The organism is Streptomyces longisporoflavus, from assembly GCF_014649775.1.
GTDB classification, from domain to species: domain Bacteria; phylum Actinomycetota; class Actinomycetes; order Streptomycetales; family Streptomycetaceae; genus Streptomyces; species Streptomyces longisporoflavus.
Window position 1 is genome coordinate 98,432 of sequence record NZ_BMTR01000004.1, and the last position, 25,545, is coordinate 123,976.

The following is a 25,545-nucleotide window of genomic DNA, read 5'->3' on the forward strand; positions in this document are numbered from 1 at the left end:
CTACCACTCCGCCTCCCGATAGTCCTTGAGAAAGACCCCCGAGACCGGCGCGCCCGCCTCGCCCCGCACGATCGGGTCGTAGATCCGGGCCGCGCCGTCCACCACGTCGAGCGGTGTACGAAAGCCCGCGTCGGCGATGCGGTCCTTCTTGGGGGCGGGATTCTCGTCGGTGATCCAGCCGGTGTCGACGGCGCACATGTGCACGCCCCGCTCGGCGAGTTCGGCCGCGCTGGTGCGGGTGAGCATGTTCAGGGCTGCCTTGGCCATGTTCGTGTGCGGATGCCCTGCCATCTTGTTGCGCACCGCGAAGCGGCCCTCGACCGCCGTGACATTGACGATGTACGTACGGGGACGCGGCGAGGCGAGGAGCAGCGGCAGCAGCCGGTCGCAGAGCAGGGCCGGGGCCAGCGCGTTGACCAGCTGGGTCTCCAGGACCTCGGCGGGGTCGAGGTCCCCGAGCCGGGCTGACCAGGAGTTCTCCGGCGAGGGATCACGCAGCAGACCAGCCTCGTCGGCGGCACGGAGCAGATCGGAGTCGCGCGGGACATCGGACTCAGGCAGGACAAGGGCGAGCGCGCCCCCGGCGGCGGGAGCGTCAAGCGCCCGCATGGGCCGGAACCCGGGCGCGCCACGGGAACCCGCGGGCAGTTCCGCCGACTCCCCCGCCGTGAGCGCCGCGTACGACTCCGGCGGCCTCCGTACCGTCTGCGCCGCGTTGTTGACCAGGATGTCCAGCGGCTCGCCCTCCTGCCGCAACTCCTCGCACAGGCCGAGCACTTGACGCGGATCACGCAGGTCGACGGCGAGCACCGTAAGCCGGTCGAGCCACTTCTCGCTGCCCGGCACCGCACGGAAGCGGCGCCGGGTGTCGTGCGGGAAGCGGCTGGTGACCAGGAGCTCGGCGCCGTCGCGCAGCATCATCAGGGCCAGCTGGAAGCCGATCTTCACCCGGCCCCCGGTGAGCAGCGCGCGCCGTCCGCCCAGATCCGTGCGCAGCGCGCGCCGAGCGCGATTGTCGGCGGCGCAGTCGGGACAGAGCCGGTGGTAGAAGGAGTCGACCTGTCGATACGACGTCTTGCAGACATAGCAGGGCCGCGGCTTGCGGAACACCCCGGCAGAAGCGCCGGCCCCCTCGGCGACCAGCGGCGCGTCCTCACGGCGGTCGCCGGAGCCGGTGGCGGTCGCGGCCATCACGGCCGCGTCGGCGGCGGAGAGTTCGGCGCCGCGCGCCTTGCGCCTGCGCAGCCGGCCGTCGCGGGCGAAGGACGCGGCGACCTGCTCGGCCCGCAGCCGCACCGGGTCGTCGACCGGCAGCTCGCGGAGTTTGCCGACCATGTCGTGGAAGACCGCGAGGTCCGCCTCGCTGATACCGCCGCCCTCGCTCATCCGTCCCGCCCCACCCGTGCCGTCCGCTCGTGGTCCCGGCCGGATTCGAACCGGCGTATCCGCCATGGCATAGCGGCGAGTCTGCCTCTGCTCTACAGGACCGCGCACACGCGTGGACCAGGAGATTTCGGTCCGCCCGCGCTCCCGGATCTTAACCACGGCAGGACCGCCGTGCCGAACCGATTTACGACCGCCCGCCCCGGTGCAACGGTGGGCACGGGGGTGGAACCCATGGCACAGATGGCACAGACCCATGAGTGGATGTTCTACGAGGTCATGTGGCGAGGCTGGGCGGGGCGGGCGCGGATCCCCTACCCCGTCCCGTGGTGGGCGCAGGCGGCCTTCCGGCGCTGGAGCGACGACTTCGACCGGGGAACGTACGAGTCGAAGGAGGCGGCCTTCGCCTCGAACGCCCTGTACCGCTACTGGCACATGGTGGGCGTCAAGGACCACCGCCAGGAGTCCCTGATCGGACAGGCGGGTGAGATCGAGCCGGTCTACGACAAGTACTGCCTGTCCTTCTTCTTCTACTCGCCGTCGACCGGCGCCGTGCGCCTGCCGCAGCTGACGGACGCCGGGGCCGTCGGCCAGCGTATGGAGGCGCCGCATCTTCCGGTGGTCCTGACGACGTTCCGCACCGCCGACGGCACCGAGTTCGTGCAGCGGACCTTCGGAACGGCCATCGGCCCGCGGCAGCGGGACCTCGTCGTGACCCGCCTGACCGTGGGCAGCGCGACCGGGCAGCCGCGCGAGGGCTGGCTGTGCGCGGCCGTCATGCCCGCCGGGCCGAGCGGCTTCCAGCGGCATGACCGCAACGGCCGTCAGATCACGGACCGGCGGCTGACCTATCTGCGGCATCTGCCGGACGAGGGGCGGGTGGAGACCAACAGTGGCTGGGGCCCGGTGTTCGACACGCCTCCCGAGCAGTACGGCGTGTACGGCAATCCGGACTTCACGTACGACCCTGGCTCCTATCTGACCCGCAATCCGTTCCACGACCTGGTCACGGGCGGCAAGCTGAACGGTGCTCCGCAGGCGCAGGACCAGATCGCCGGGCTGTGCAGCGCGGCGTTCGCCTGGCCCTATCGCGTCGTGGACGACGAGCTGTTCGAGCTCGACGTACGGCTTCCCGTCGACCTCTACAGCGGTGCCGCCGATCTGGCGGAGATCAGGGCCACTCCCGCCACGGCTCTGGAGGAGGCCAACCGCGTCTTCTGGACGGAAAAGCTGATCGCGCAGGGAGTGCAGCCCGAACTGCCGCGCTCTGTCTCACACTTGGCGGACCAGTTCCGTCAGTGCCGCTCGCAGCTCCTGATTCTCTCCGATCACGGCGAGATCCACCCGGGCCCGACGGTGTACGACTCCTTCTGGATCCGTGACTCGTCCGTCGAGGCCACGGCATGCTCGCTGGTCGGCGACGCGGCTCTGGCCGAGCGCCAGTTGGGCACGCACTATCCGCTCAAGTTCAACCGCGGTTCGGGCCGCATCGGGCCGTGCGCCGAGTACGGCTTCTACGGCGGGCCGCACGAGAAGGACGACCGGGAGTGGGACAGCAACGGCCAGGCTCTGTGGGCGATCGGCCGCTTCGACCGGACGCACGGCCGCGCCACCGCGTTCGGCGCGAAGCTCTACACGCCGTACGTCATCGACGGCGCCCGGTGGCTGCGTGACAATCGCGATCAGTACGGCCTGCTGCACAGCGGCTGGAGCGCCGAGCACCTGGGCGAGCGCGACAAGCCGCACTACTGGGACGACCTGTGGGGGCTCGCGGGTCTGTACGAGGCGGCGCGCCTCGCGGAGCGGATCGGCTCGCCCGACGTGCCGGAACTCTGGGGTGCCTTCGACGACTTGAAGCGGGCCACGGCGGCATCGGTGCGTTGGGTGTTGGAGGAGCAGCGCAGGCGCGGCGCCTGGGAGACGTACATCCCGACCGGGCCCGGTGACGTCGGCCGGCTCGACTCGACGATGATCGGCACGGCGGCGTTCTTCCATCCGCTGCGGCTGCATATGGGCAGCAAACTGGGCGAGGACATCGACCGGGCGGCCCGCTGGACACTCGACACGATGTACGCGCACTTCGTGACCGGCGGCTACCGGCACGAGGCGGCCTGGAACGCCTACGGCCCCTACCTCACCACGCAGCTGGCGCACGCCTACCTGCTCGCCGGCGACACCGTCCGGATGGACGCGCTGCTCGGCTGGATCATGGGCGCTTCGCTGCCGCGGTCCGACGAGCGGGCGGCGGCGCTCGGCGCGTGGAACGAGCAGCACGCTTTTCCCATCGCCTCCGACTACCACGAAGTCCCCTCGCGCCATTGGTACATGGGGGACATCCCGCACGGCTGGGCGGCGGCCGAGTACCTGCTCCTGATCCGCGACATCCTCTTCTTCGAGGCCGACGAGGACCGCGACCCGCATCTCTACATCGCTCCGGGCGTACGTCCGCACTGGGTGCCGGACGGCGCTTCGGTGGCCGTCGCCGACGCCCCGAACCTGTTCGGCACGCCGTTCGGCTACCGGCTCACCCATGACGCGGACGACCGCAAGGTCACCGTGGAGATCACGCGGGCGCCGGAGCGCGTGCGGTACGTCTATCCGTGCCGCTTCGGCCCCGTGCAGGCGGTGACGGCTGACGGCCGCGACCTGACGGTGGCGGGGGACGACGTGCACATCCCGGCGGGGACGAGGAGGTTCACGGTCACGTACGCCTGAGGAGGCCGACGGTCATGTACGCCTGAGCTGAAGCCGCTCTTTCTCGGAGAGTCCACCCCAGACGCCGAACCGCTCGTCGTGGGTCAGGGCGTACTCGAGGCAGGCCGGACGCATTTCGCAGAGCCGGCAGATGTACTTGGCCTCACGCACGGAGCTGCCCGGCTCGGGAAAGAAGAAATCGGATCCCGTCTGGGCACACAGGGCCTGCTCCTGCCAGGCGAGTTCCGGCTCGGCTGTCGTGTGGATCTGCATGTCACCGATGCTTGCAGGGCGCGCGAAACAAGGGATCAACGAACGATCAACGCTACTACGTGCGCTGTTTCGGGCTCCTGCTGCTTGCCCTGGAGGGGCTCGGCGAAACGCGGGCGGGGGTGCGGATGCGGGCGCGGTTGCGGTTGCGGTTGCGGTTGCGGGCGCAGATGCGGGTGCAGGCGCGGTTGCCGGACGGGACGGTTTCGTTTGCGGCGCCCCGCATTCCGTTCCGTCCCGTTCGGTAACGCCCCCCTCAGTCCGCGCTCAGCCCGCGCTCGGCGCCTCCGGCTGCATCAGGGCGAACCGCACCCCCGCCGGGTCCGCGAGCTTGGCGAAGCTGCCGACGCCCGCGAGGTCCATGCGGGCCACCCGCACCGCGCCCCCGGCCGGCTCGACCTTGGCGAGCACCGCGTCTATGTCGGTCACCTGGAAGTACGGAGTCCAGTACGGACCGGCCTCGGCTTCCTCCGGGGCGTCGGACAGCGGCCACAGGCCGGCGAACATGTCGTTCTCGGTGCCGCCCGCGGGGTGCACCATCGTGTACGAACCGCCCTCGAAGGCCTGGGTGGAGGCGCCCCAGCCGAACACCGAGCCGTAGAACTCCCGGGCGCCCTTGATGTCCGGGGTGTAGAGCTCGGTCCAGCACAGGCTGCCGGGGGCGTCGACCAGGTCGAGGCCCTTCAGCGTGCCGGACTGCCATACGGCGAAGCCGACCCCTTGGGCGTCATTGAAAACCGCCATGCGTCCGAGGTCGCCGACGTCCATCGCCTCGTACACCGTGGTGCCGCCGGCCTGCTCGACCGTCTTGGCCGTGGCGGCGGCGTCCGGCGTCTTGAAGTAGAGCGTCCAGGCAGGAGGTGCCTGATCGGCGGTGACGGTCATGACGCCCGCCACGGTCTTCCCGCCCGCCTGATACATGCCATAACCACCGAATTCGGCTCCGCCAGGCTGGAACTCCCAGCCGAACAGCGCGCGGTAGAAGGCATGGGCACCTTCCGGGTCCGGGGTGCCGAGCTCGACCCACGCGGGGGCTCCTGCGACATAACGGGTATTGAGCATGATCGACTCCTTTGTCGCAACTCTCTTCCGTCCCCTTGAGTCTGGCACCCGGCACTGACAGTGCGCGCCTGCTGCCACCTTGTGAAAGAAGCAGGAATTTGAGAGCGCTCTCAGCCACAACTCTTGACGCCCCAATTGGCCGACGCAACAGTGGTCGCACCACAACGCCAGCCACCCCCCACGGCTGCACGACATCCCCCCACACATCCCGGGAGACCTTCCGTGATATCGCGTCGAGTGTTCCTGTCCACCGCCACCGCTGCCGCCGGAGCCCTCACCTACCCCGTCTGGGGAAGCGCCCTCAGCCCCCGCGCGAAGGCCGCCCCGGCGACCTGCGAACTCGCCCTGCAGAACAAGTCGTTGCCGGGCAAGGTGAACGCCTATGTCACCGGGCACGAGCAGGGCACCGACCGCTGGGTCCTGCTGAAGCCGGACGGCGGCGTCTACCGTCCCGACTCGCCGTCGGCCCCGGAGACCCCGCTGCCCGTCGACTGCGCGATTCCCCTCGGCGCGGCGGGGTCGGCCCCCAAAATCCTGACGCTGCCTCAGATGTACGGCGCCCGCGTCTACTTCGTCCGCGACGACAAGCTCGACTTCTTCCTCAACCCCGGCCCCTCTCTGGTGGAGCCCGCCTTCGCGACCGAGGAGGACCCCAACTACGGGCGCACCTGGTCGTTCTGCGAATTCACCTTCAACACCCAGCAGTTGTACGCCAACATCAGCTACGTCGATCTCGTCACGGCCCTGCCCATCGGCCTGACCCTGGAGGGGGACGGCACGCATACGGTGGCTCCGCTGCCGGACGGAGCCGTCGACAAGATCGCCTCCGATCTCGTCGCCCAGCAGGGCAAGGACGGGCAGCCCTGGGGAGACCTGGTGATCCGCGGTGACGACGGCAAGGTGCTGCGGGTCATCTCGCCGCAGAACCTCATGGCCCCGTACTTCGACCGTCCGAACGAGATGCCGTTCAGGGACGTGTTCAACAGCTACATCGACGAGACGTGGGAGAAGTACCGCGGCACCGACCTGAAGATCGACCTCCAGGGCGGCCGGGGCGTCTTCACCGGCCGGGTGAGCGGCGACACGCTGACCTTCAACGGCGGGCACACGTTCCCGAAGCCGACGTCGAAGGACATCTTCACCTGCAACCACGGCCCCTTCACCAACAACCCCGGCGACAACGACGACAAGAAGGGGCTGCTCGCGCGGCTCGCGGCGGGGTTCAACCGGAGCATCATGCTGTCGCACCCGGAGCAGCCGAACGGAGCCGGCGCCGGGGACTACTACAAGGGCGACGTGACCAATCACTGGGCCCGGGTGGTCCACGCGAACTCGCCCATCGGGTACGCGTTCCCGTACGACGATGTCCGCCCGGACGGGGAGCCCGATGTCTCCGGCGCGGCGCATGACGGCAACCCGCGCAGGTTCACGGTGAGCGTGGGCTCCTAGCCGCGGCCTCGTCCGCCCGGACCCGGACCCGGACCGCCCCGTCGCGCACTGGTCGCGACGGGGCGGTGTGCCGTTTCGGCGGGACCTACTCGCAGGTGTTGTTCGATGCGGGGTTGAGCAGGCCGACGATGTTCACGGAGTCGCCGCACACGTTGATGGGGACGTGCACAGGCACCTGCAGGAGGTTTCCGCTGAGGACGCCGGGCGAGTTCGCGGCCGTTCCGTCGGCGTTGGCGCCGGGGTCGGGGTCGGCGGCGGCGGCGGTGCTCGCCCCGCCGATGACGGTGACCGCGGCGAAGGCCGCTGTTGCCAGGATTGCGCGCTTGCGCATGGTGATACCTCCGTATGGGGAGAAGTGCTGCACCGAGCCTCACCCGGTCACCGCAGGACAGAAACGCGGGTGACCCGGGCGGGGGAACGAGGACACCCGTTAGTGGGATAAACAGCTGAATCGGGTTAGCGGGGAGCCGCGCGGGGCGGGCCAGAACCGCCACATCCGCGGAACGGCGCCCCCTGACCTCCGGCCCACCCGAGCAAACGCGGGGCCCCCGCTCCGGACCCGTCCAGGCAGACGCGGGCTCCCGCTCCGAACCCGCCTGGACAGACGCAAGCCACCCACCCCCGAACCCGCCCGGGCACACGCGAGGCCCCGCTCCGAAGCCGCCGAGGCAGACGCGGGGCTCCCGCCCCGGACCCGCCCGAGCAGACGCCAGGGAGCCGTCCGGCACAGCAGAGGCCGCCGGGACCCGGCCGCGCAGGCGGGCCGGGGAGCAGGGAGGAGGGAGGCGGGGAGCGGGAAGCGGACGGGCGGACAAACGGGGAGGCGGTCGAGCGAGGAGCCGGCGAGCGGGGAAGCGGGAGACCCGGGGGAAGCCGGGGAAGCGGGGAAGCAGGCGGGCGGGAAGCCCGTGAGGCGGTTACGCCGAGCCCCGGCGTACCAGTTTCGTCGGCAGGACCACGCTTTCCGTCGGGAGCTCGCCCTTGGCGAGGAGCATGCGGGCCATCAGGCGGCCCATCTCCTCGATGTCCTGGCGCACCGTGGTCAGCGGCGGGTCCACCTGCTCGGCGACCGCCAGCATGTCGTCGAAGCCCACCACCGCGACGTCCTCAGGCACGCGGCGCCCCCGCTCCCGCAGCACCCGCAGCGCCCCCGACGCCGTCAGGTCGTTGGCCGCGAAGACCGCGTCGATGTCGGGAACGCGGTCGAGCAGCTCGCGCATCGCGCGCTCCCCGCCCGCCGGGGTGAAGTCGCCCTGCGCGACGAACCTCTCCCCCGCGTCCGGCAGGACGTCGCGGAAGCCGTCGAGGCGGTCCACCGCCGACGTCTGGTCGAGCTCTCCGGTGATGTGCGCGATGCGAGTGCGGCCGAGCGAGACCAGGTGGCGCACCGCGTCCCGCGCTCCGCCGCGGTTGTCGCAGTCGACGTACGGAGAGGTCACCGTCCCCTCCGGCCACCCCGGACGGCCGCCGAACACCGTCGGCACCCCCGCGCCCTGGATGATGCCGGGCAGCGGATCGTCCAGGTGCAGGGAGAAGACAAGGGCGCCATCCACATGGCCCCCCGACAGATAGCGGCCGACCCGCTCATGATCGTCACGCCCCTCCGTGAGCAGCAGCACCAGCTGCACGTCGCGTGACGTCAGCTCCTTGCTGATGCCTCGCAGCTGCAAGGCGAAGAAGGGGTCCGCGAAGACCCGCGTCTCCGGCTCGGCGATCACTACGGCCACCGCGTCGTGCCGGCGGGTCACCAGGCTCCGGGCGGCGCGATTCGGCACGTAGCCGAGCTGGTCGACCGCTTCCCTGACCTTCTCGGCGAGCACCTCGCGCACGCCCGCGTCGCCGTTGACCACGCGGGACACCGTGGCCCTGGAGACCCCGGCCCGGGCGGCCACGGCCTCCAGGGTGGGGCGCGGTGCGGCGCTCGGCTCGGTCACGTGGGGCTCCTCGGGGCGGTCCTGCGGGTGTGCGCCGGTCAGGATACGGCCGGCGGGCGTGGCGGGAAGGCACCCCCCGCCCGCGTCACCTCCGGGCATCCGCCCTGATCAGCTCGGCCGCCTTCTCCGCGAGCGCCACCGTGGGGGCGTGCGTGTGGCCGCGCGTGATGCGCGGCATGACCGACGCGTCCACGACCCGCAGCGCCGTCACGCCCCGCAGCCGCAGCTCCGGGTCGGTGACCGAGCCCTCGTCGCTGCCCATCCGGCAGGTGCCGACCGGGTGGTACAGCGTCTCGGACGCCCCTCGGATCGTCCGGGCGAGCGCCGCGTCGTCGACCGTGCCGGGATGCGGGCCCATCGGACCGGCGGTGTACGGGGCCAGCGCGCGGCCCGCGAGCAGTTCCTCAGCGCGGCGCACCCCGGCGACAAGGGTGCTGAGGTCGGCCTCCGCCGTCAGATAGCCGGGGTCTATGTAGGGCGCGGAGCCGACGCCCGGGCCCTTCGGGGTGATGCGGCCCTCGCTCTCCGGCTGGAGCAGCACCACACCGATGGTGATGCCGTGTTCGGTGGGCGGGGTCAGGCCGTGATTGATGAAGGGGACGGGGGCGAAGATCAACTCGATGTCGGGGGCGGCCAGTTCGGGCCTCGTCTTGATGAAGGCGACAGCCTCACCGACGTTCGAGGTGAGCGGGCCGCGCCCGCCGAGCAGGAAGCGGCCGACGTTGGCGAGGGAGTCCGCGCCGGTCAGTGTGACGGGCTGCGGGCAGCGCATGGTGACCACGTAGGAGAGGTGGTCCTGGAGGTGGCGGCCCACGCCTCGGGATTCGATGCGTGGTTCGATGCCCGCCTTCGACAGATCGTCCGGGTCGCCGACTCCGGAGGCCTGCAGGAGCTGCGGGGAGCCGATGGCGCCCGCGCTGAGGATCACCTCGCGGCGGGCGATCAGCCTGCCGGGAACACCGTCGGCGATGACGCCGGCCACGCGCGTCCCGTCGAACTCCAGTCTGCGCACGCGTGCTTCGGTGAGGATGTGCAGGTTGCGGCGGCGCCTCGCCGGTTTCAGATACCCGTCGGCGGCGCTCCAGCGGCGCCCGCGGCGCTGGTTGACCGGCGTGAGCGCGAAGCCGCTGTGATCGGGTTCGTTCAGCTCCGCCAGCTCGCGCAGACCCGCCTCGCGGCAGGCGTCCAGGAACGCGGCGGTGGACGGGTTGGCGGCGCGGGGCGGGGAGATCCAGAGCGGCCCTTCGCTCCCGTACACGCTGTCCGTGCCCGCCATGCCCGCCATGCCCGCAGTGCCCGCCGTACCTGCCATACCCGCCGTACCTGCCATACCCGCCGTGCCCCGCGCACCTGCTCCGCCGGGCCCGCCCGTCCACCGTTCCGCACGCCGGAAGTAGGGCACGAGCGCTTCGTAGGACCACTCGGGCCCCGCGGCCTCGCCCCAGGCGTCGTAGTCGTCGCGGTGACCGCGCACCCACATCATGGCGTTGAGCGAGGACGAGCCGCCCAGGGTGTGGCCGCGCGGCCAGTACAGCTCACGGCCCCCGAGCGCGGACTGCTTCGTGGTGGAGTAGTCCCAGTCGTAGCGCGTCTTGAACAGCTTCGGGAACGCCGCCGGAATACGGATCTCGGGCTTCCGGTCGCGCGGCCCCGACTCGACGAGGGCCACCCGCACCGCGGGGTCCTCGGAGAGCCGGGCGGCGAGGACACATCCGGCGGAGCCGGCACCGACGATGACGTAGTCGTACACGCTGTCCTTGCTCAACTCGACTCCCTTGAATGGCTGTTCGCGGAGGATGCTCACAGGGGACGTGGGGGCGTTGCGCGTGGATGAGCCGTACCAGAAATACACCCGACGTGGACCTCTGGGTAAAGGGATGGCGCGTGGAGCGGAGTGTCCTACAGGATCTCCACATGACGACCAGAAAGGCCGATGCCGAACACGCCGTCCAGCCGCCCGCGCCACAGCCCACGCAGCACACCCAGCTCACCCAGCACACGCAGCAGAGCAGCACGCCGGAGACACACCTCACCCCGTACGCCCGGCTGCCGCGCCGCCACCACGACCGTCACATCGCGCACAGCACGGTCGACGCCTTCGGGCAGGCCCACTGGCTGCTCACCGCACGCGAGCCGGGGCGCGGACGCGGCGCGATGAAGCCTTACGACGCGCTGGTGGTCACCGTCGACACCGACGGCCGTGACCACGCCACGGAGCTGAACGCGCTGCGAGCAAGGTATCCGCGCATCGACGCACTGCCCGACGGCGGCTTCGTCGTGGCGGACAGTCGCAGCCGCCGGTCCGAGCAGCATGTCCAGGTCTTCGACGTACTCGGACGGGAGTCATGGGCGTTCCGCGTCGGGGACGCCGTCGAGGACCTCCTTACCGACCGAGCGGGCCGCCTGTGGGTCGGCTACTTCGACGAAGGCGTCTTCGGGGACGACGAGCTCAGCCATCCGGGTCTGCGGTCCTGGTCCGCGGGCGGCGAACCGCTGTGGGCCTACAAGGCGGCGGAGGGCGGCAGCGAGATCTGGGACTGCTATGCGCTCAACGTCGCCGAGGAGTCCGTCTGGGTCTGCGCCTACGGCGACTTCACCCTCCTGGAGGTCCGCCCCGACGGCTCGGTGCGGCAGCGCGCGAACGGCACGAAGGCAGCCACCGCCCTGGCCGTGCACCAGGGCCGGGTGACCTTCCTCGGCGGCTACGGCGACGACCACGACCGGCTGGTCGACGCCGAGCTCCGCCACCAGGAGGTCCGGCCGTACGCCTCCGGCCGGCTCACCGGCCCCGACGGCGCCCCGCTCGGCCGCTGCAGAACGGTCAGCCGCGGTCCGCGCATCTACGTACAGGAGAAGCCGTACACCGCCTGGACGGTGCTCGACATCAGCGCGGTCGGCGGATGACGGCAACGGCCCGCCGAGCGCCGGGGCGGCCTCCTCCTGGACGGCGCCACCCCGACCCCGCCGTCCGCGCCTCCGCTGCCGACGCCCTCGACCCGGTCGCTACGGGCTCGCCGGTGGAGGGCCGTGCCGTCGAGGGCCTCGTCGGCCTCCTGGAACACGACCCGGAGATCAGCGTCCGCCGTCAGGCCGCCACCACGCTGCGGTGGCTCCGGTATGAAGAGGAACACCACGCCGGGATCGCCGCCGACGCCCTGGAGCGCCAGGCCAGATCGCCCGATCCGGAGATCCGGGCGCACAGCGTCGCCGACGCCCTGCGCCGCGGCGCCCCCGACGCGTACGAACGCCTGCTGGCCGCACCCGAACCCCCGGGCGCGCACCGGCAGTTGCTGCTCGGGCTGATGAACGTACCCGGCGGGCACGGGTTCGTCCTGCCGTCACGCGCCCAGCGCGAGGCGCTCATCGAGCGCCTCGAAGCCCTGCGCGCCACGGGCTGGGCCGAGCGCGACGCGGACGCGGACGCGGACTTCACGGCGGACGACCGGGCAGAGCTGCTCGCCGCGCTCCTGAAGACCCCGCGCAACGCCTAGCCGTGATGCTCATGGCCGGAAGACGTCTTCGCGTCTCCCGAAGACTTCTCCGTGTCCCCGGAAGACTTCTTCGCGTCCCCGGAAGACTTCTTCGCCGAAGAAGCATGGTGCGCCTCGTAGTCCGGGATCGTGCCGTCCGCCTTCTTCACCAGGAAGAGGCCCGCCATTCCCATGTCGGAATGGCTCTGCACATGGCAGTGGTACATCCAGGCGCCCGCGCCCACCCCCTCCCCCGCGATGACCTGGAAGCCGAAGGAGTCGCCCGGACCGCAGATCTTGTCGTCGAGGATCTGGCTGGGGTCGTCGGGGCCGGTCAGCAGGCCCGTGCGGTTGTCCGCCCAGCGGTGACCGTGCACGTGGAACGTGTGGTAGTACTCGCCGTGCGTGATCGAGACGAACTCGACCCGATCGCCCACCGTGGCCTCGAAGTCGGGGGCGTCGTGGCCCGCCTTGTTGTTGATCGTCATGTCGTTGAAGACGATCGTGAAGGTCTTGTCGGGCAGCAGGTCGCCCTTGCGGCGCACGATCAGCGCGCCGTAGAGGCCCTTGCGCACGCCGCCCGTGCCGTGGTCGGTGCCGACGACATGGTCGTGGTAGTGCCAGTAGCCCGCCGTGCCCGGCCGCCAGGTACCGTCCTTGCGGCGGCCCGGCGCGTGCGTGCGCCAGGTGTAGGTGCGCTTGCCGCCCGGCTCGACGTGGCTCTTGGTGTGTCTGGTGCCGTCGCTGGATATCTCGTAGTCCATGCCGTGCACGTGCAGACTGGCGTCGACGTCCATCAGGTTCTCGAACTCGATGTGCAGGGTGTCGCCCTCGTTCAGCTCGATGAGCGGGCCGGGGATGGACGCCTTGCCCTTCTCCAGGCCGTAGCCCATCTGCCCGTCCGGCAGCTTCTCGGCGTACATCTTGATGCGGCGGACCTCGCCACCGGCCGGCGCGGTCTTCGGCCCTTCGGCCGTGCTCGCCTCGGGCGCGGCGGCCAGCGACAACGATGTCACCCCGGCCGTCGCGGCCACGCCGCCCACGAGCATCCGCCGGTTGAAGCTGCGTCGGTCCATGCCGAACTCCCCACTGCGGTACGGAGACTGACGGGGCGCAGGTGGCCCCCGAGACGGCCACACGGTATCGGGGGGATCTTCGTTTATCCACACGCAGGACAAAGTTCGCGGAATTCCGTCCGTACCTATTGGCGAGTGGCAAAAAGAGGTCTAGCTTCGTCCGCGCCTGTTGCTGTGACCGACGAGGGGTGGGTGTACTCATGCGGCTCACACCGCATCAAGAGCCCTTGGCTGTACGAGGGTTGAGCAGAGTCAGACGCAGATCGAACCCCCGGGACCAGGGCAGCGGCCCGGACCGGAACCGTAACCGGACCGGCTCGCGCCGGGCCTGGGCCGCCGCCCTGCTCTCCGGAGCCATGGTCACCGGCGCGCTGTCCACACAGTCCGCGACCGCGCGGCCCTATCCCGAACCGCCGATGACAACGATGTCCCTTCCCTCGCCGCCCGGCCAGGCGAACGTACGCGTCCTCGTCTTCCACGGATCGGCGGCGGGCGGCGACGAGTCACCGGTCGTGAACGCCGGTATCGAAGCCATCGAGAAGATCGGCCAGACCGGTCCTGCCGACCAGCGGTTCAAGATCGTGGCGACCGACGACCCTGCGGTCTTCACGAACGAGGCCAAGCTCGGCAAGTTCAACGCCGTCGCCTTCCTGACCGGCGGCGGCGACATCCTCGACCCCGAGCAGGAAGCGGGCCTAGAGGCCTACATGGAGGCGGGTGGCGGCTTCCTCGGCATCCATGACGCGGCCCGCGCCGAGCCGTACTCGAACTGGTTCACCGGCCTGGTCGGCGCCCGTCCCGCCGACTCCAGCCCGACGAACGTGCAGCGCGCCACCGTCGAGGTCGGCGACCGGGAGCACCCGGCCACCAAGGACCTGCCCCTGCAGTGGAAGCGCCCCGACCAGTGGCTGAACTGGACCAAGAATCCGTCCGGCGAGGTCCACACCGTGGCCCGCGTCCGCGAGTCGACGTACCAGCCGGGCGAGAGCAAGAACGGCGCCGACCACCCGGTCTCCTGGTGCCGTGACTACGACGGCGGACGCTCTTTCTACACCGGCATGGGCGGCACGGCGGCCTCGTACGACGAGACCGACTTCCGCCAGCACCTGCGCGGCGCCCTGAACTGGACGACCCGCATCTCGCGCGCCGACTGCAAGTCGACTATCACCGCCAACTACAAGGCGCAGCGCCTGACCCAGGCCAACCAGCCGGGCAAGAACGACCAGATCGGCGAGCCGCACGGCCTGGTCACCGCGCCCGACGGCAAGGTCTTCTACATCGGCCGCGGCGGCGCCGACTCCTCGCAGCCGGTCATCACCGACTGGAACAACCCGGACATCGGCAAGGGCAAGGGCGAGATCCACGTCTACGACCCCAAGACCAAGAAGTCGACCCTCGCGGGCGCGCTGACCGTCTTCGGCAACAAGGGCGGCGGCGACGAGCTGATCAAGGTCGAGGAGGGTCTGCTCGGTATCGAGCTGGACCCGAAGTTCGAGCAGAACGGGTGGGTCTACCTGCACTACACACCCCACTCGAAGATCAACCGCGAGACGCACATGGCCGAGCGCCACGTATCGCGCTTCACGCTCGACCGCGCCACCGACAAGCTGGACATGGCCAGCGAGAAGGTGCTCCTGAAGTGGCCGGTGCAGATCCACAGCTGCTGTCACGCGGGCGGCGGGATGGCCTGGGACTCCAAGGGCAACCTCTACATCGCGACCGGTGACAACAACTCCTCGCAGTTCAGCGACGGCTACTCGGGCAACAACCCGCAGCCCAACTTCAAGGGTGTCTCCTTCGCCGACGCGCGCCGCACCGCGGGCAACACCAACAACCTCAACGGCAAGATCCTGCGCATCCACCCCGAGGACGACGGCACGTACACCCTCCCCTCGGGCAACCTCTTCACCGGCAAGGAGCCGGACGAGGGCGGCGGCAAGACGCGCGGCGAGATCTATGTGATGGGCGTCAGGAACCCGGCGCGCATCAGCATCGACAAGAAGACGGACACGCTGTACGCGGGCTGGGTCGGCCCGGACGCGGGCGCTCCGTCGACGACGTGGGGGCCCGCCAAGTACGACACGTTCGCGGCGATCACCCACGCCTCCAACCGCGGCTGGCCGTACTGCATGGGCAACAACCAGCCCTACCGCGACCGCAATCTGCCGGACCCGACGAAGCCGCTCGGCTGGTACGACTGCAAGAACCTCAAGAACGAGTCGCCCAACAACGACGGTCTGGTGAACATCCCGCCGGCCGAGCCGAACAACATCTGGTACTCGCCGCAGGGCGGCGGCGTCGACTACCCGCGCGACGCGAAGGGCGTGCCGAGCTACAAGACGGAGGAGCAGAAGATCCTCCTGCCGTGGCTCAAGGGCGGCGGCCAAGCCACGATGAACGGCCCGGTCTACCGCTACGACGCCGCGAGCACCAGTGCGGACAAGTGGCCCTCGTACTGGGACGGCAAGTGGTTCGTCGGTGACTTCTACGACGCCGACCAGCCCCGGCACGCGGTCCTGACCGACCCGAAGACGGTCGGCAGCGGCGGTCTGCCCGTGCACGCCGAGTCCCTGAAGAAGATCATTCCGATCGGCAACGACGGCATCAAGAACCTCATGGACTGGAAGTTCGCCGCCGACGGTTCGCTCTACGTCCTCGACTACGGCCGCGGTTTCTTCACCTCGGACTCCAAGTCGGCGCTCTGGCGCGTCACTTACTCGGGCGGCGAGGCCACACCGGCCGCCAAGGACCTGGCAAGGAAGACCGGATGATGCCCACCGTGAACAAGCGAAGACTCTGGACGGCGCTGTTCGCGTCGCTCCTGATGGTGCTCGGCCTGACGTCGACGGCGGCGAGCCAGCCCGACCGGCCGGGCGCCGCCGCGGCCCAGACCCTGACCTGGACCGCCGACAACGCGATCGACAAGTACGCCTCCGCGCCCACCACGGCGGTCGCGGGCGCGACGACGATCGTCTTCGAGAACAGTGAGGCGACCGGCAACACCACCGGCATGCCGCACACGCTGACGTTCGACGTCTCGGACCCCGAGTACAACAACGACGTACCGCTGAACATCCTGGCCAACCCGAACGACGACCAGGGCGGCAAGCACACGGCCGAGGTCACCCTGACGCCCGGCCGGTACCGCTACCACTGCACGATCCCCGGCCACGGCTCGATGCAGGGCATCCTCGTGGTGACCGAGGGCGGCGGCGAGGACACCACCGCTCCCGTGACGGCCGCCAAGGTCGAGGGGCAGACCAACGCGGACGGCGCGTACGTCGGTTCCGCCACCGTCGCGGTGACGGCGACCGACGAGGGTTCGGGCGTCGACAAGACGGAGTTCGCGGTCGGGGCGGACGGCGCCTGGCAGCCGTACACGGCGCCCGTGGTCGTCGACCAGGTCGGCACCCACAAGATCCGCTATCGCGCGAGCGACAAGGCGGGCAACGTGGCGGCGGAGAAGGCCGTCGACTTCACGGTGGTACCGCCGTCGACCGACGACAAGACGCCGCCGGAGACCTCGGCGACGGTGACCGGCGAGAAGAACGACAAGGGCGAGTACGTCGGGATGGCGACCGTCACCGTGACGGCGTCCGACACCGGCTCCGGCGTCAACAAGATCGAGTACGCGGTCGGCGACGGCGGCGAGTGGACGGCGTACACCGCGCCGGTCATGGTCCACGCGGCGGGCGCCCACAAGATCCGCTACCGGGCCGCCGACAAGGCGGGCAACCAGGCGGCCGAGAAGGCCGTCGAGTTCACCGTGGTCACGCCGCCGGTCGAGGACAAGACACCGCCGGAGACCACCGCGAAGGTCGAGGGCGACAAGAACTCGGACGGCGCGTACGTCGGCAAGGCGAAGGTGACGGTCACCGCGACCGACGCCGACTCCGGTGTCGACAAGGTCGAGTACTCGCTCGACGGCGGTCCGTATCTCGCGTACGCCGATCCGGTCGTCGTCGATCGCGTGGGCCGGCACACGGTGGCCTACCGCGCGAGCGACAAGGCGGGCAACGTCTCGGCGGCCGAGGACGTCTCGTTCACCGTCGCCCAGGGCGGCGGCGTCCCGTCGCCCAACTGCGCCGAGTTCGACGAGCGCCTCACGGTCATCGTCGGCACGGTCGACACGGGCATCCCGAACCGCGTCACCAACAACCGTTGCCGCATCAACGAGTTGATCGAGGACGAGAAGGAGTGGACGTCCCACGCGCTCTTCCTGAAGCACGTCAAGAACGTCACGGACAAGCTCCTCGCGGCCGGTGAGATCGACAAGCGCGAGTACAACAAGATCAACAAGGCTGCCAAGCAGTCCGGCATCGGCAAGCCCGGCCAGACGGACGGCTACCGCAAGATCTTCGACGGCACCCAGGCGTCCCTGGACAAGTGGGAGCAGGTCGGCGGCGGCAAGTTCGGCCTGAACGCGGATGGTTCGATCACCAGCAGCACCACCGTCGAGGGCATGGGCATGCTGTGGTTCCCCGAGCGCAAGTACGGCGACTTCTCGCTGAAGCTCCAGTGGCGGGACGACGCGCCGGGCAACGGCAACGCCAACGGCGGTGTCTTCGTGCGCTTCCCGCAGGTCCACGACCACCCGGAGGAGTCTCGTCCGGAGTGGGTCGCCATCAAGTACGGGCACGAGATCCAGGCGCTCGACCGGCCTGACGGCGACATGTACAAGACGGGGTCGGTCTACGGCTTCGACCGGGTGGGTCTCGCCGGCGCCGGCGTCACCCCGAAGGGCACATGGAACGACTACGAGATCAAGGTGGTGGACCAGCACTACTCGATCTACCGCAACGGCGTCCTGATCAACGAGTTCGACAACACCGGCGGCCAGGAGTTCACGCCGCCGCGTGGCGACGATCCGGGCACGGACGGGCGGCGTTACTCGTCCGGCTATGTCGGGGTGCAGGTGCACGGGGTCACTGACGTGATCTCGTACCGGGACATCAGGATCAAGGAGCTGTAGTCACGGCTTCAGCCCCTTTCTGAGCGGCCCCGCTGCGGCCCCCGCACCCCGACCAGGGGCGCGGGGGCTGTTGTCAGTGGCGTGCGGCATGCTTTTGATCAACGGGGTCGAGGCACGGTCGTCGGTCTGCTGCGGAGCATCGCGGGCGAGGAGATTCCCGATCCGGTGGAGATCGGCGGCCTCTTACTTCTCGTGTTTTGCCCGGCTCGGTTGCACCCTCTTCGGCTCGCCCGGCATTTTCGGGTACTCGGGTGGGTAGGGCAGGTCGCCCATGCCGTGGTCTCGTTCGTCCCTGGCGGCGAGTTCGAGGAGCGGGTCCAGGGTGAAGGCGTGCTCCTCCATGTCCGCGTGCACGTCGCCGACCCGGGCGAACCGCTCCGGCATCGTCGCGATGTCGAAGTCCTCCGGCACCGCGTCGTCGACCTCGTCCCAGCGCAGCGGCGCCGAGACGGAGGCGTTCGGCCGGGGTCGCACCGAGTAGGCGGAGGCGATGGTCCGGTCACGCGCGGTCTGGTTGTAGTCGACGAAGATCCGCTCGCCCCGCTCCTCCTTCCACCACGCGGTCGTGACCGCGTCCGGCATGCGCCGCTCCAGCTCGCGGCCGCAGGCGATCGCCGCCCGCCGTACCCCCGTGAAGTCCCACCGCGGTTCGATCGGCACGAAGACATGCAGGCCGCGCCCGCCGGACGTCTTGGGCCAGCCCTGGATCCCGTACTCGTCCAGGAGCGCGCGGAGTTCGTGCGCGACCCGCACCGCGTCCGCGTAGTCCGTGCCGGGCTGCGGGTCCAGGTCGATGCGGAGTTCGTCGGGATGGTCGAGGTCGGCACGCCGTACGGGCCAGGGGTGAAAGGTCAGCGTGTTGTACTGCGCCGCCCAGATGACCGCGGCGATCTCCGTGGGGCACATCTCGTCGGCCGTGCGGCCGCTGGGGAAGGCGATGGTGGCCGTGGGGATCCAGTCGGGGTGATTCTTGGGGACGCGCTTCTGGTAGAAGAACTCGCCGGCGACCCCGTCCGGGAAGCGCTGCAGCGCCGTGGGCCGGTCCCGCAGGGCGCGGACGATCCCGTCGCCGACCGCGAGGAAGTACCGGGCGACGTCCAGCTTGGTGAACCCACGCTCCGGAAAGACGACCTTGTCCGGACTGGACAGCCGCACCGCCCGCCCGCCCGCGTCGAGCTCGACCGTTTTTCCACCCATGCGGCCACGCTAGGCGCAACGGACGAGAGGCGCATACCGGGCAGAGAGTAGCGTATGGGATCAGAATCGAGTCATGGATCTGCCGGTGATGCCCCCCGTCAAGCCCATGCTCGCCAAACCCGTGGCGAGGATCCCGGCGGGCATGCAGTACGAGGCCAAGTGGGACGGCTTTCGCGCGATCGTCTTTCGTGACGGCCCGGAGCTGGAGATCGGCAGCCGCACGGGCAAGCCGCTGACCAGGTATTTTCCGGAGCTGGCCGCGGCCCTGCTCGACCGGCTGCCCGCCCGCTGCGTCGTGGACGGCGAGGTCGTCATCGCACGGAACGGGCGGCTCGACTTCGACGCGCTCAGCGAGCGGATCCACCCCGCCGCATCGCGCGTGCGGACGCTCGCCGAGCGGACGCCCGCCTCCTTCGTGGCCTTCGACCTCCTCGCCCTGGCCGACGTCCCTCTCGTCGACACGCCCCTCACCGAACGCCGCAAGCTGCTCACCGCGGCCCTGGAGGGCGTGCGCGCCCCCGTACATCTCGCGCCCGCCACCACGGACGCGGAGCTGGCGCAAACGTGGTTCCAGCAGTACGAGGGCGCGGGGCTCGACGGCGTCATCGCCAAACCGCTCGACCTGCGCTACCGGCAGAACGAACGCCTCATGTTCAAGATCAAGCACGAGCGCACGGCGGACTGCGTGGTCGCGGGCTACCGCTTGCACAAGAGCGGCCCGATCGTCGGCTCGCTGCTCCTGGGCCTGTACGACGACGGGGGCGTCCTGCAGCACGTCGGAGTCTGCGCCGCGTTCTCCATGCGGCGGCGCGCGGAGCTGGTGGAGGAGCTCGCACCACTCCTGATGGAGTCGGCCGCGGGCCACCCCTGGGCGGCCTGGGGCGACGAGGCCGCGCACGAGGAGTCCCGGATGCCGGGCGCGCCGAGCCGCTGGTCGGGCAAGAAGGACATGTCCTGGGTGCCACTGCGCCCGGAGCGCGTCTGCGAGGTGGCGTACGACCACATGGAGAACGGGCAGCGCTTCCGGCACACGGCACGGTTTCGCACCTGGCGACCGGACCGCACTCCGGACAGCTGCACGTTCGCCCAGCTGGAGGAGCCGGTCCGGTACGACCTGGCGGACGTGCTGCGCTAACCCCCGACCGGCGTCACCACGTCATCGGCACGTACGGGAGCGCCCCCGTCCTGATCGACCCCCAGCTGTCGCAGCAGCCCGGCCCGCAGTGCCGCGTACCGCTGAGTCCCCTGGCCCCGCGGCGCGGGAAGGTCCACCCGTACGTCGGCGGCGATGCGCCCCTCGTCCAGGACGACCACCCGGTCGGCGAGCGCGATCGCCTCGTCGACGTCGTGGGTGACCAGGAGCACGGCGGGCCGGTGTGCCTCGCAGAGGCGTCGCAGCAGGGCGTGCATCCGGATGCGCGTGAGCGCGTCGAGAGCGCCGAACGGTTCGTCCGCCAGCAGGAGCCGGGGTTCGCGCACCAGGGAGCGGGCGAGCGAGACCCGCTGCTGTTCACCGCCGGACAGGTCCGCCGGCCAGGCGTCCTCGCGGCCCGCGAGGCCCACCTCGTCGAGGGCGGCCCGGCCGCGGTCCCGCGCCCCTGGCCCGGTCAGGCCCAGTACGACATTGTCCAGGACCCGCTTCCAGGGCAGCAGCCGGGCATCCTGGAAGACCACGGAGACATCGGCGGGCGCCGAAAGGTGCCCGCTGCCCGCGACCTCGTGGTCGAGCCCCGCGAGGGCCCGCAGGAGTGTGGATTTCCCTGATCCGCTGCGGCCGAGGAGTGCCACGAACTCGCCTGCCGCGATGTCCAGTTCGAGTCCTGCCAGGATTTCCCGGTCCCCGAAAGAGCGGACGAGACCCTCGATACGAACCGCGGGCCCCTCGTCCGCGAGGCGCGCGTGCGTCAGCCCGCCAGTGTGCGTCGCCATGACAGCGTCTTCCTCTCCACGAGCCGGACGAGTGCGTCGGAGACGAGACCGAGGAGGCCGTACACGACGAGGCCGACGATGATGATGTCGGTCTGCCCGTAGGTGCGGGCGAGCTCCATCATGTAGCCGATGCCGCTCGTCGCGTTGACCTGCTCGACCACGACGAGCGAGAGCCACGCCGCGGTGACCGCGAACCGCATGCCGAGCAGGAAGCCCGGCAGTGCTCCCGGCAGGACGACGTGCCGCACGAACCCGGTGCGCGAAAGGCCCACCGTCTCGGCCAGTTCGGCGTAACGGCCGTCGATCGTGCGCAGCCCGTTGTGCGTGTGGATGTAGACGGGCACGAACACGCCGAGCGCGATGGTGATGACCTTCATCGACTCGCCGATGCCGAACCAGAGGATCAGGAGCGGGATCAGTGCGAGCGAGGGAATGGCCCGTTTGATCTGCACGGGGCCGTCGATGACGCCCTCGCCGATCCTGCTGAGCCCGGCCGCGATCGCGAGGAGCACTCCGGCCGCGGTGCCGAACAGCAGCCCCAGGAGGGCGCGTTCGGCGGAGGTGGCGAGGTTCGACTGGAGCCGCCCCTCGGCGATCAGGTCTCCCGCGGTGCTCACCACGGTCCAGGGCGCGGAGAGGTTACGGGCGTCGATGAACCCGGCGGCCGACCCCGCCGACCAGACCGCGAGGAGCAGCAGGGGACCGATCGCCCGGCCGTACGGAATGGCCCTGCCCGGTCCGAGCCTGCGGCGCCGCGTCGCGCGGGGCGCCGCAGGCTCGGGACGGGCGGTGGCGGCCTTGGTCAAGGTGGTTGCCTCGGCGCTCATGCCCCCTCCCCCGTCCCGGACTTGAGTGCGTCGGCGGCGACCGACTCGTAGCGCCGGTCGAAGAGCAGCTCCGCGTCGAAGGTCTTCTTCCCGGTCTCCTTGGCCAGCAGGTCGACGGTCTTCTGCTGGCGCGCGACGGCGGAGGTCCAGTCGGCCGGGAAGTCGGGGTGGCCGACCCCCTTGACCAGGTACTCGCCGTCCTCGCGGGTCAGGCCCTGGTCCTTGACGTACCAGCCGGCGATCCACTCGTCGGGGTGCGTGTCGGCCCATTTGGAGGCGCGCGCCCAGTACTTCACGAACTCCCGGATGGCCGCGGCCTTCTGCGGGTCCTCCACCGCCTCGGTCGGCACCCACAGATGTGCGGGGTCGTCACGCAGCCCGTGCTGGATGGTCTTCGCACCGTCCTTGCCGTACTTCGCGGGGTAGCGCTTGATGTTGACCCCGCCCAGCGGCGCCGCGTCGACCTGGCCGTTGCCGAGCGCGGACGGGTAGACGTCGCCGGTGCTCGGCAGTTCGACGAGCCGCACGTCGTCCTTGGTGAGCCCGGCCTTGGCGAGGATGCGCAGGACGAGGGCGCCCTGCGCCTGCCCCGGGCTGTAGGCGATCTTCTTGCCGCGCAGGTCCTTCAGCGTGTCGATGTCCGCGCCGGGTGCGATGCCGAGTTCGTACACGGGATGATTCAGCGGGTCCTTGCGGTATTTCGCCGCCACCAATTTCGTGTCGAGTCCCGTCCAATGCGCGTGAATGGACGGTATTTCGGCCGCCGAGCACACGTCGAGGGAATTGGCCCGGAAAGCTTCGGAGCACTGGGGGCCGCCGCTGATGTTGGCCCATTTCACCTTGAAGGGCAGCTTGTCGAGCTGCCCGGAGAGTTTCAGGGCGATCCGGGCGTCCGGTGCCCCGATGGTGAGGGTGGTGTCCGGATCCACTTTCTCCGGGATCTTCGCGGAGACCTGCTTGGCGTCGACGGTCGTGGTCGACGAGGTGTTCCCCGCGCAGCCTGCGAGGAGCAGCGGAGCGATGAGGGCAGCGCCGAGCGCCGCCCGTACATGTGTGGGCATGGGTTCTTTCCCGGAGTGTGGACCTTCGAGGAGGGGGCGGGAAGACCGGCGGAGCAGGAATTCCCGGCGACGTCGCACGACACGACACGGAACGCGTCAGGAGAAGGTCAGCTACACAGAGCGGCGGCGACGCGCATCAGATCGACAGCGCGCCGCTGCTTGAACCGCCGGGATATTCGCATGGCGTCGAAACTAGCCACGCCTACAAGAGAGGGTCAAGCCATCTCGCATTGCCGGGCTTTCAGGAAACGCAGCCTTCGTACTCCGGCCACACGCACGACACACCACGCCGCGGCTCCCCGCCGATCGCATTCACGCCAATGTTCCCGCTCGCGGCCCCGCGCCGCTTCCGGGTCATCGGCGGTGAACGTAAGCTCCAGCGCCCGACACGGGAGTTACTTACGGTAAGGGGGCGGGTGCGTGGGGTACTCGGGAGCCGCGGGCAGTACGAGGCGGACGTTTGTCGCAGGGGCGGCCACGGCAGGCGGCATGGCGGCCCTCGGAGCGGGAGCGCTGCCGGCGGCGGCCGGTGAACGCGTGCGAGTGGGCCCGGCCGGGCAGTCCGTCGCCGTGCTGGGAGGCGGCGTCGCGGGCCTGACCGCCGCGCACGAGCTGGCCGAGCGCGGCTTCGCCGTGACGGTCTACGAGCGCAGGGCGCTCGGCGGCAAGGCCCGCAGCATGGACGTACCGAACAGCGCGAAGGGCAACCGCAGGCCGCTGCCCGGCGAACACGGGTTCCGGTTCATCCCGGGGATCTACCACAACCTCCCCGACACGATGCGCCGCATCCCCTTCCCCGGCAACGCGAACGGCGTCTGGGACAACCTCGCGGCGCCGCGCGAGATGTCCTTCGCTCGGACGGGCCGCGAGGACATCCGGATGCCGATCCCCTGGCCGGGCAGCGAGCCGGAGAAGCTCACCCTCGACGACATCGCACGCGCGCTCACCGCACTCCTGGACACCGCCTTCAACCTGCCCGCGCACGAGGTCGCGTACTTCGTGAACCGCGCCCTGGTCTTCCTCACCAGCTGCGACGAGCGCCGCGACGACACCTGGGAGTCGACGCCCTGGTGGGAGTTCGTGCGCGCCGCGCGGATGTCGGAGGACTACCAGCGCATCCTCGCGATAGGCGTCACCCGCAACATCGTCGCCACCAAGGCGGAGGAGGCGAGCACCCGCACCGTCGGCACCCTCGGTGAGGCCTTCGTGTTCAACGCGCTCGGCCAGGGCGCGGACGGCCCGCCGGACCGGCTGCTCGACGCGCCGACGAACGAGGCGTGGATCGACCCCTGGGTGACCCATCTGGAGTCCCTGGGCGTGGAGTTCCGCATCGGCTGGACCGTGCGGCAGCTGGGCTTCGCAGCCGGGCGCATCACCAAGGCCGTCATCGAGGATCCCGACGGGGTGCGCCGCGACGTCACCGCCGACCACTACGTCCAGGCCATGCCGGTGGAGCACGCCCGCAGGACATGGGGCGCCGAACTGAAGCGAGCTGACCCGCAGTTGGCGCGCTGCGACAAGTTGGAGACCGACTGGATGACGGGCATCCAGTTCTATCTGACGGAGCGCCCGCCCCTGGTGAAGGGACACTTCAACTGCATCGACTCTCCCTGGTCGCTCACGGGCATCGCGCAGGCGGGCCACTGGCGGGGCCGCGACTTCCCGGCGGAGTACGGGGACGGCGTCGCGGTCGAGTGCCTCTCCGTGGACATCTCCGAGTGGGACAAGCCGGGAATCCTGTACGGCAAGACGGCCAAGCAGTGCACGCGCGAGGAGGTGGCCAAGGAGGTGTGGGCGCAGCTCAAGGCCGCGCTCAACGACACCGGCAAGGTCGTCCTGAGTGACGGCAAGCTGCATTCGTGGTTCCTGGACCCCGGTGTCGACGGCATCGGGACGCCGAACCCGACCAACGAGGACGAGCTGCTCATCCACCCGGTCGGCACCCTCCACAACCGCCCGTCGGCCGCCACGAAGATCCCCAACCTCTATCTCGCGGGCGACTACGTGGCCGTGCCGATCGACCTCGCAACGATGGAGGGCGCCAACACCTCGGCTCGCCAGGCGGTGAACGCCCTGCTGGAGAGGGCCGGTTCGGATGCCGAACCGTGCAAGGTGACCTCGTTGTTCCGTGCTCCCGCGATCGAACTCCTCAAGCGCCACGACCGCACCCGCTACCGGCTCGGCCTGCGCAACGCCCTCGATCTGGGCTGAGGGGCGCGAT

General features: G+C 70.1%; 19 protein-coding genes and 1 tRNA gene. 8 read left to right on the forward strand and 12 right to left on the reverse strand.

Annotation, left to right across the window (positions count from 1 at the left end):
- Both IE226_RS09610 and IE226_RS09615 read right to left on the reverse strand, forming a co-directional pair.
- Nucleotides 1-1,386: an SDR family NAD(P)-dependent oxidoreductase gene (locus IE226_RS09610; protein WP_190080652.1), complete on the reverse strand. Its 1,386-nt coding sequence runs from the start codon at nucleotides 1,384-1,386 to the stop codon at nucleotides 1-3.
- A 30-nt stretch (nucleotides 1,387-1,416) separates the two neighbouring features.
- Nucleotides 1,417-1,488 (reverse strand) — tRNA-Gly (locus tag IE226_RS09615).
- 129 nt (nucleotides 1,489-1,617) lie between these two features.
- On the opposite strand from IE226_RS09615, the gene IE226_RS09620 reads away from it, so the two are divergent.
- Entirely contained in the window at nucleotides 1,618-4,098 is a 2,481-nt protein-coding gene (locus IE226_RS09620) for a hypothetical protein (RefSeq protein ID WP_190080653.1), read from the forward strand.
- A gap of 12 nt (nucleotides 4,099-4,110) precedes the next feature.
- Here IE226_RS09620 and IE226_RS09625 read toward each other — a convergent pair whose 3' ends face one another.
- Nucleotides 4,111-4,350 carry a WhiB family transcriptional regulator gene (locus tag IE226_RS09625; RefSeq protein ID WP_190080654.1) on the reverse strand — a complete coding sequence of 80 codons (240 nt, stop codon included), beginning with the start codon at nucleotides 4,348-4,350 and terminating at the stop codon, nucleotides 4,111-4,113.
- 264 nt (nucleotides 4,351-4,614) lie between these two features.
- Nucleotides 4,615-5,409 carry a VOC family protein gene (locus IE226_RS09630; RefSeq protein WP_190080655.1) on the reverse strand — a complete coding sequence of 265 codons (795 nt, stop codon included), beginning with the start codon at nucleotides 5,407-5,409 and terminating at the stop codon, nucleotides 4,615-4,617.
- Between the two features lie 222 nt (nucleotides 5,410-5,631).
- Between IE226_RS09630 and IE226_RS09635 the strand changes: the two genes are divergently transcribed.
- On the forward strand, nucleotides 5,632-6,858 hold the full coding sequence (locus IE226_RS09635; RefSeq protein WP_190080656.1) for a glycoside hydrolase family 64 protein: 1,227 nt from the start codon (nucleotides 5,632-5,634) through the stop codon (nucleotides 6,856-6,858).
- An 85-nt stretch (nucleotides 6,859-6,943) separates the two neighbouring features.
- Here the strand turns inward: IE226_RS09635 and IE226_RS09640 are convergent, their stop codons facing one another.
- The 3 genes from IE226_RS09640 to IE226_RS09650 form a co-directional block, all read right to left on the reverse strand.
- The gene (locus IE226_RS09640; protein WP_190080657.1) at nucleotides 6,944-7,189 is read right to left on the reverse strand and encodes a chaplin; all 246 of its coding nucleotides are present in this window, start codon (nucleotides 7,187-7,189) and stop codon (nucleotides 6,944-6,946) included.
- A gap of 586 nt (nucleotides 7,190-7,775) precedes the next feature.
- Nucleotides 7,776-8,750: a LacI family DNA-binding transcriptional regulator gene (locus tag IE226_RS09645; protein ID WP_373306926.1), complete on the reverse strand. Its 975-nt coding sequence runs from the start codon at nucleotides 8,748-8,750 to the stop codon at nucleotides 7,776-7,778.
- Nucleotides 8,751-8,877: 127 nt separating this feature from the next.
- Nucleotides 8,878-10,557, reverse strand: coding sequence for a GMC family oxidoreductase (locus IE226_RS09650; RefSeq protein ID WP_190080659.1), 1,680 nt, complete (start codon nucleotides 10,555-10,557; stop codon nucleotides 8,878-8,880).
- A 149-nt stretch (nucleotides 10,558-10,706) separates the two neighbouring features.
- Here IE226_RS09650 and IE226_RS09655 point away from each other — a divergent pair, with 149 nt between their 5' ends.
- Together IE226_RS09655 and IE226_RS09660 are read left to right on the forward strand one after the other, a co-directional pair.
- Nucleotides 10,707-11,696 (forward strand): hypothetical protein, encoded by a 990-nt coding sequence (locus IE226_RS09655; RefSeq protein WP_229870699.1) that lies wholly within the window; start codon nucleotides 10,707-10,709, stop codon nucleotides 11,694-11,696.
- Nucleotides 11,693-12,283 carry a HEAT repeat domain-containing protein gene (locus IE226_RS09660; RefSeq protein ID WP_190080660.1) on the forward strand — a complete coding sequence of 197 codons (591 nt, stop codon included), beginning with the start codon at nucleotides 11,693-11,695 and terminating at the stop codon, nucleotides 12,281-12,283. The genes IE226_RS09655 and IE226_RS09660 overlap by 4 nt, the downstream gene beginning before the upstream one ends.
- On the opposite strand, the gene IE226_RS09665 is transcribed toward IE226_RS09660, so the two are convergent.
- Complete coding sequence (locus IE226_RS09665) at nucleotides 12,280-13,338, reverse strand: multicopper oxidase domain-containing protein (protein WP_190080661.1); 1,059 nt, start codon at nucleotides 13,336-13,338, stop codon at nucleotides 12,280-12,282. The genes IE226_RS09660 and IE226_RS09665 overlap by 4 nt on opposite strands.
- A gap of 200 nt (nucleotides 13,339-13,538) precedes the next feature.
- Here IE226_RS09665 and IE226_RS09670 point away from each other — a divergent pair, with 200 nt between their 5' ends.
- A complete protein-coding gene (locus tag IE226_RS09670) occupies nucleotides 13,539-16,109 on the forward strand; it encodes a ThuA domain-containing protein (RefSeq protein ID WP_190080662.1) in 2,571 nt (856 codons plus the stop codon).
- A 53-nt stretch (nucleotides 16,110-16,162) separates the two neighbouring features.
- A complete protein-coding gene (locus IE226_RS09675; protein ID WP_373306927.1) occupies nucleotides 16,163-18,310 on the forward strand; it encodes an OmpL47-type beta-barrel domain-containing protein in 2,148 nt (715 codons plus the stop codon).
- A 183-nt stretch (nucleotides 18,311-18,493) separates the two neighbouring features.
- On the opposite strand, the gene ligD is transcribed toward IE226_RS09675, so the two are convergent.
- Nucleotides 18,494-19,507 carry a non-homologous end-joining DNA ligase gene (ligD, locus tag IE226_RS09680; protein WP_190080664.1) on the reverse strand — a complete coding sequence of 338 codons (1,014 nt, stop codon included), beginning with the start codon at nucleotides 19,505-19,507 and terminating at the stop codon, nucleotides 18,494-18,496.
- Nucleotides 19,508-19,580: 73 nt separating this feature from the next.
- On the opposite strand from ligD, the gene IE226_RS09685 reads away from it, so the two are divergent.
- Nucleotides 19,581-20,642 (forward strand): ATP-dependent DNA ligase, encoded by a 1,062-nt coding sequence (locus tag IE226_RS09685; protein WP_190080665.1) that lies wholly within the window; start codon nucleotides 19,581-19,583, stop codon nucleotides 20,640-20,642.
- Here IE226_RS09685 and IE226_RS09690 read toward each other — a convergent pair.
- The 3 genes from IE226_RS09690 to IE226_RS09700 are packed head-to-tail and all read right to left on the reverse strand — an operon-like array spanning nucleotide 20,639 to nucleotide 23,324.
- Nucleotides 20,639-21,436, reverse strand: coding sequence for an ABC transporter ATP-binding protein (locus IE226_RS09690; protein WP_190080666.1), 798 nt, complete (start codon nucleotides 21,434-21,436; stop codon nucleotides 20,639-20,641). The two genes, IE226_RS09685 and IE226_RS09690, sit on opposite strands and share 4 nt — an antisense overlap.
- Nucleotides 21,412-22,263 (reverse strand): ABC transporter permease, encoded by an 852-nt coding sequence (locus IE226_RS09695; RefSeq protein ID WP_190080667.1) that lies wholly within the window; start codon nucleotides 22,261-22,263, stop codon nucleotides 21,412-21,414. Before IE226_RS09695 ends, IE226_RS09690 begins: the two co-directional genes overlap by 25 nt.
- Nucleotides 22,260-23,324: an ABC transporter substrate-binding protein gene (locus IE226_RS09700; protein WP_190080668.1), complete on the reverse strand. Its 1,065-nt coding sequence runs from the start codon at nucleotides 23,322-23,324 to the stop codon at nucleotides 22,260-22,262. The genes IE226_RS09695 and IE226_RS09700 overlap by 4 nt, the downstream gene beginning before the upstream one ends.
- 489 nt (nucleotides 23,325-23,813) lie before the next feature.
- On the opposite strand from IE226_RS09700, the gene IE226_RS09705 reads away from it, so the two are divergent.
- Nucleotides 23,814-25,535 carry a hydroxysqualene dehydroxylase gene (locus tag IE226_RS09705; RefSeq protein ID WP_190080669.1) on the forward strand — a complete coding sequence of 574 codons (1,722 nt, stop codon included), beginning with the start codon at nucleotides 23,814-23,816 and terminating at the stop codon, nucleotides 25,533-25,535.
- Nucleotides 25,536-25,545 lie beyond the last annotated feature (10 nt).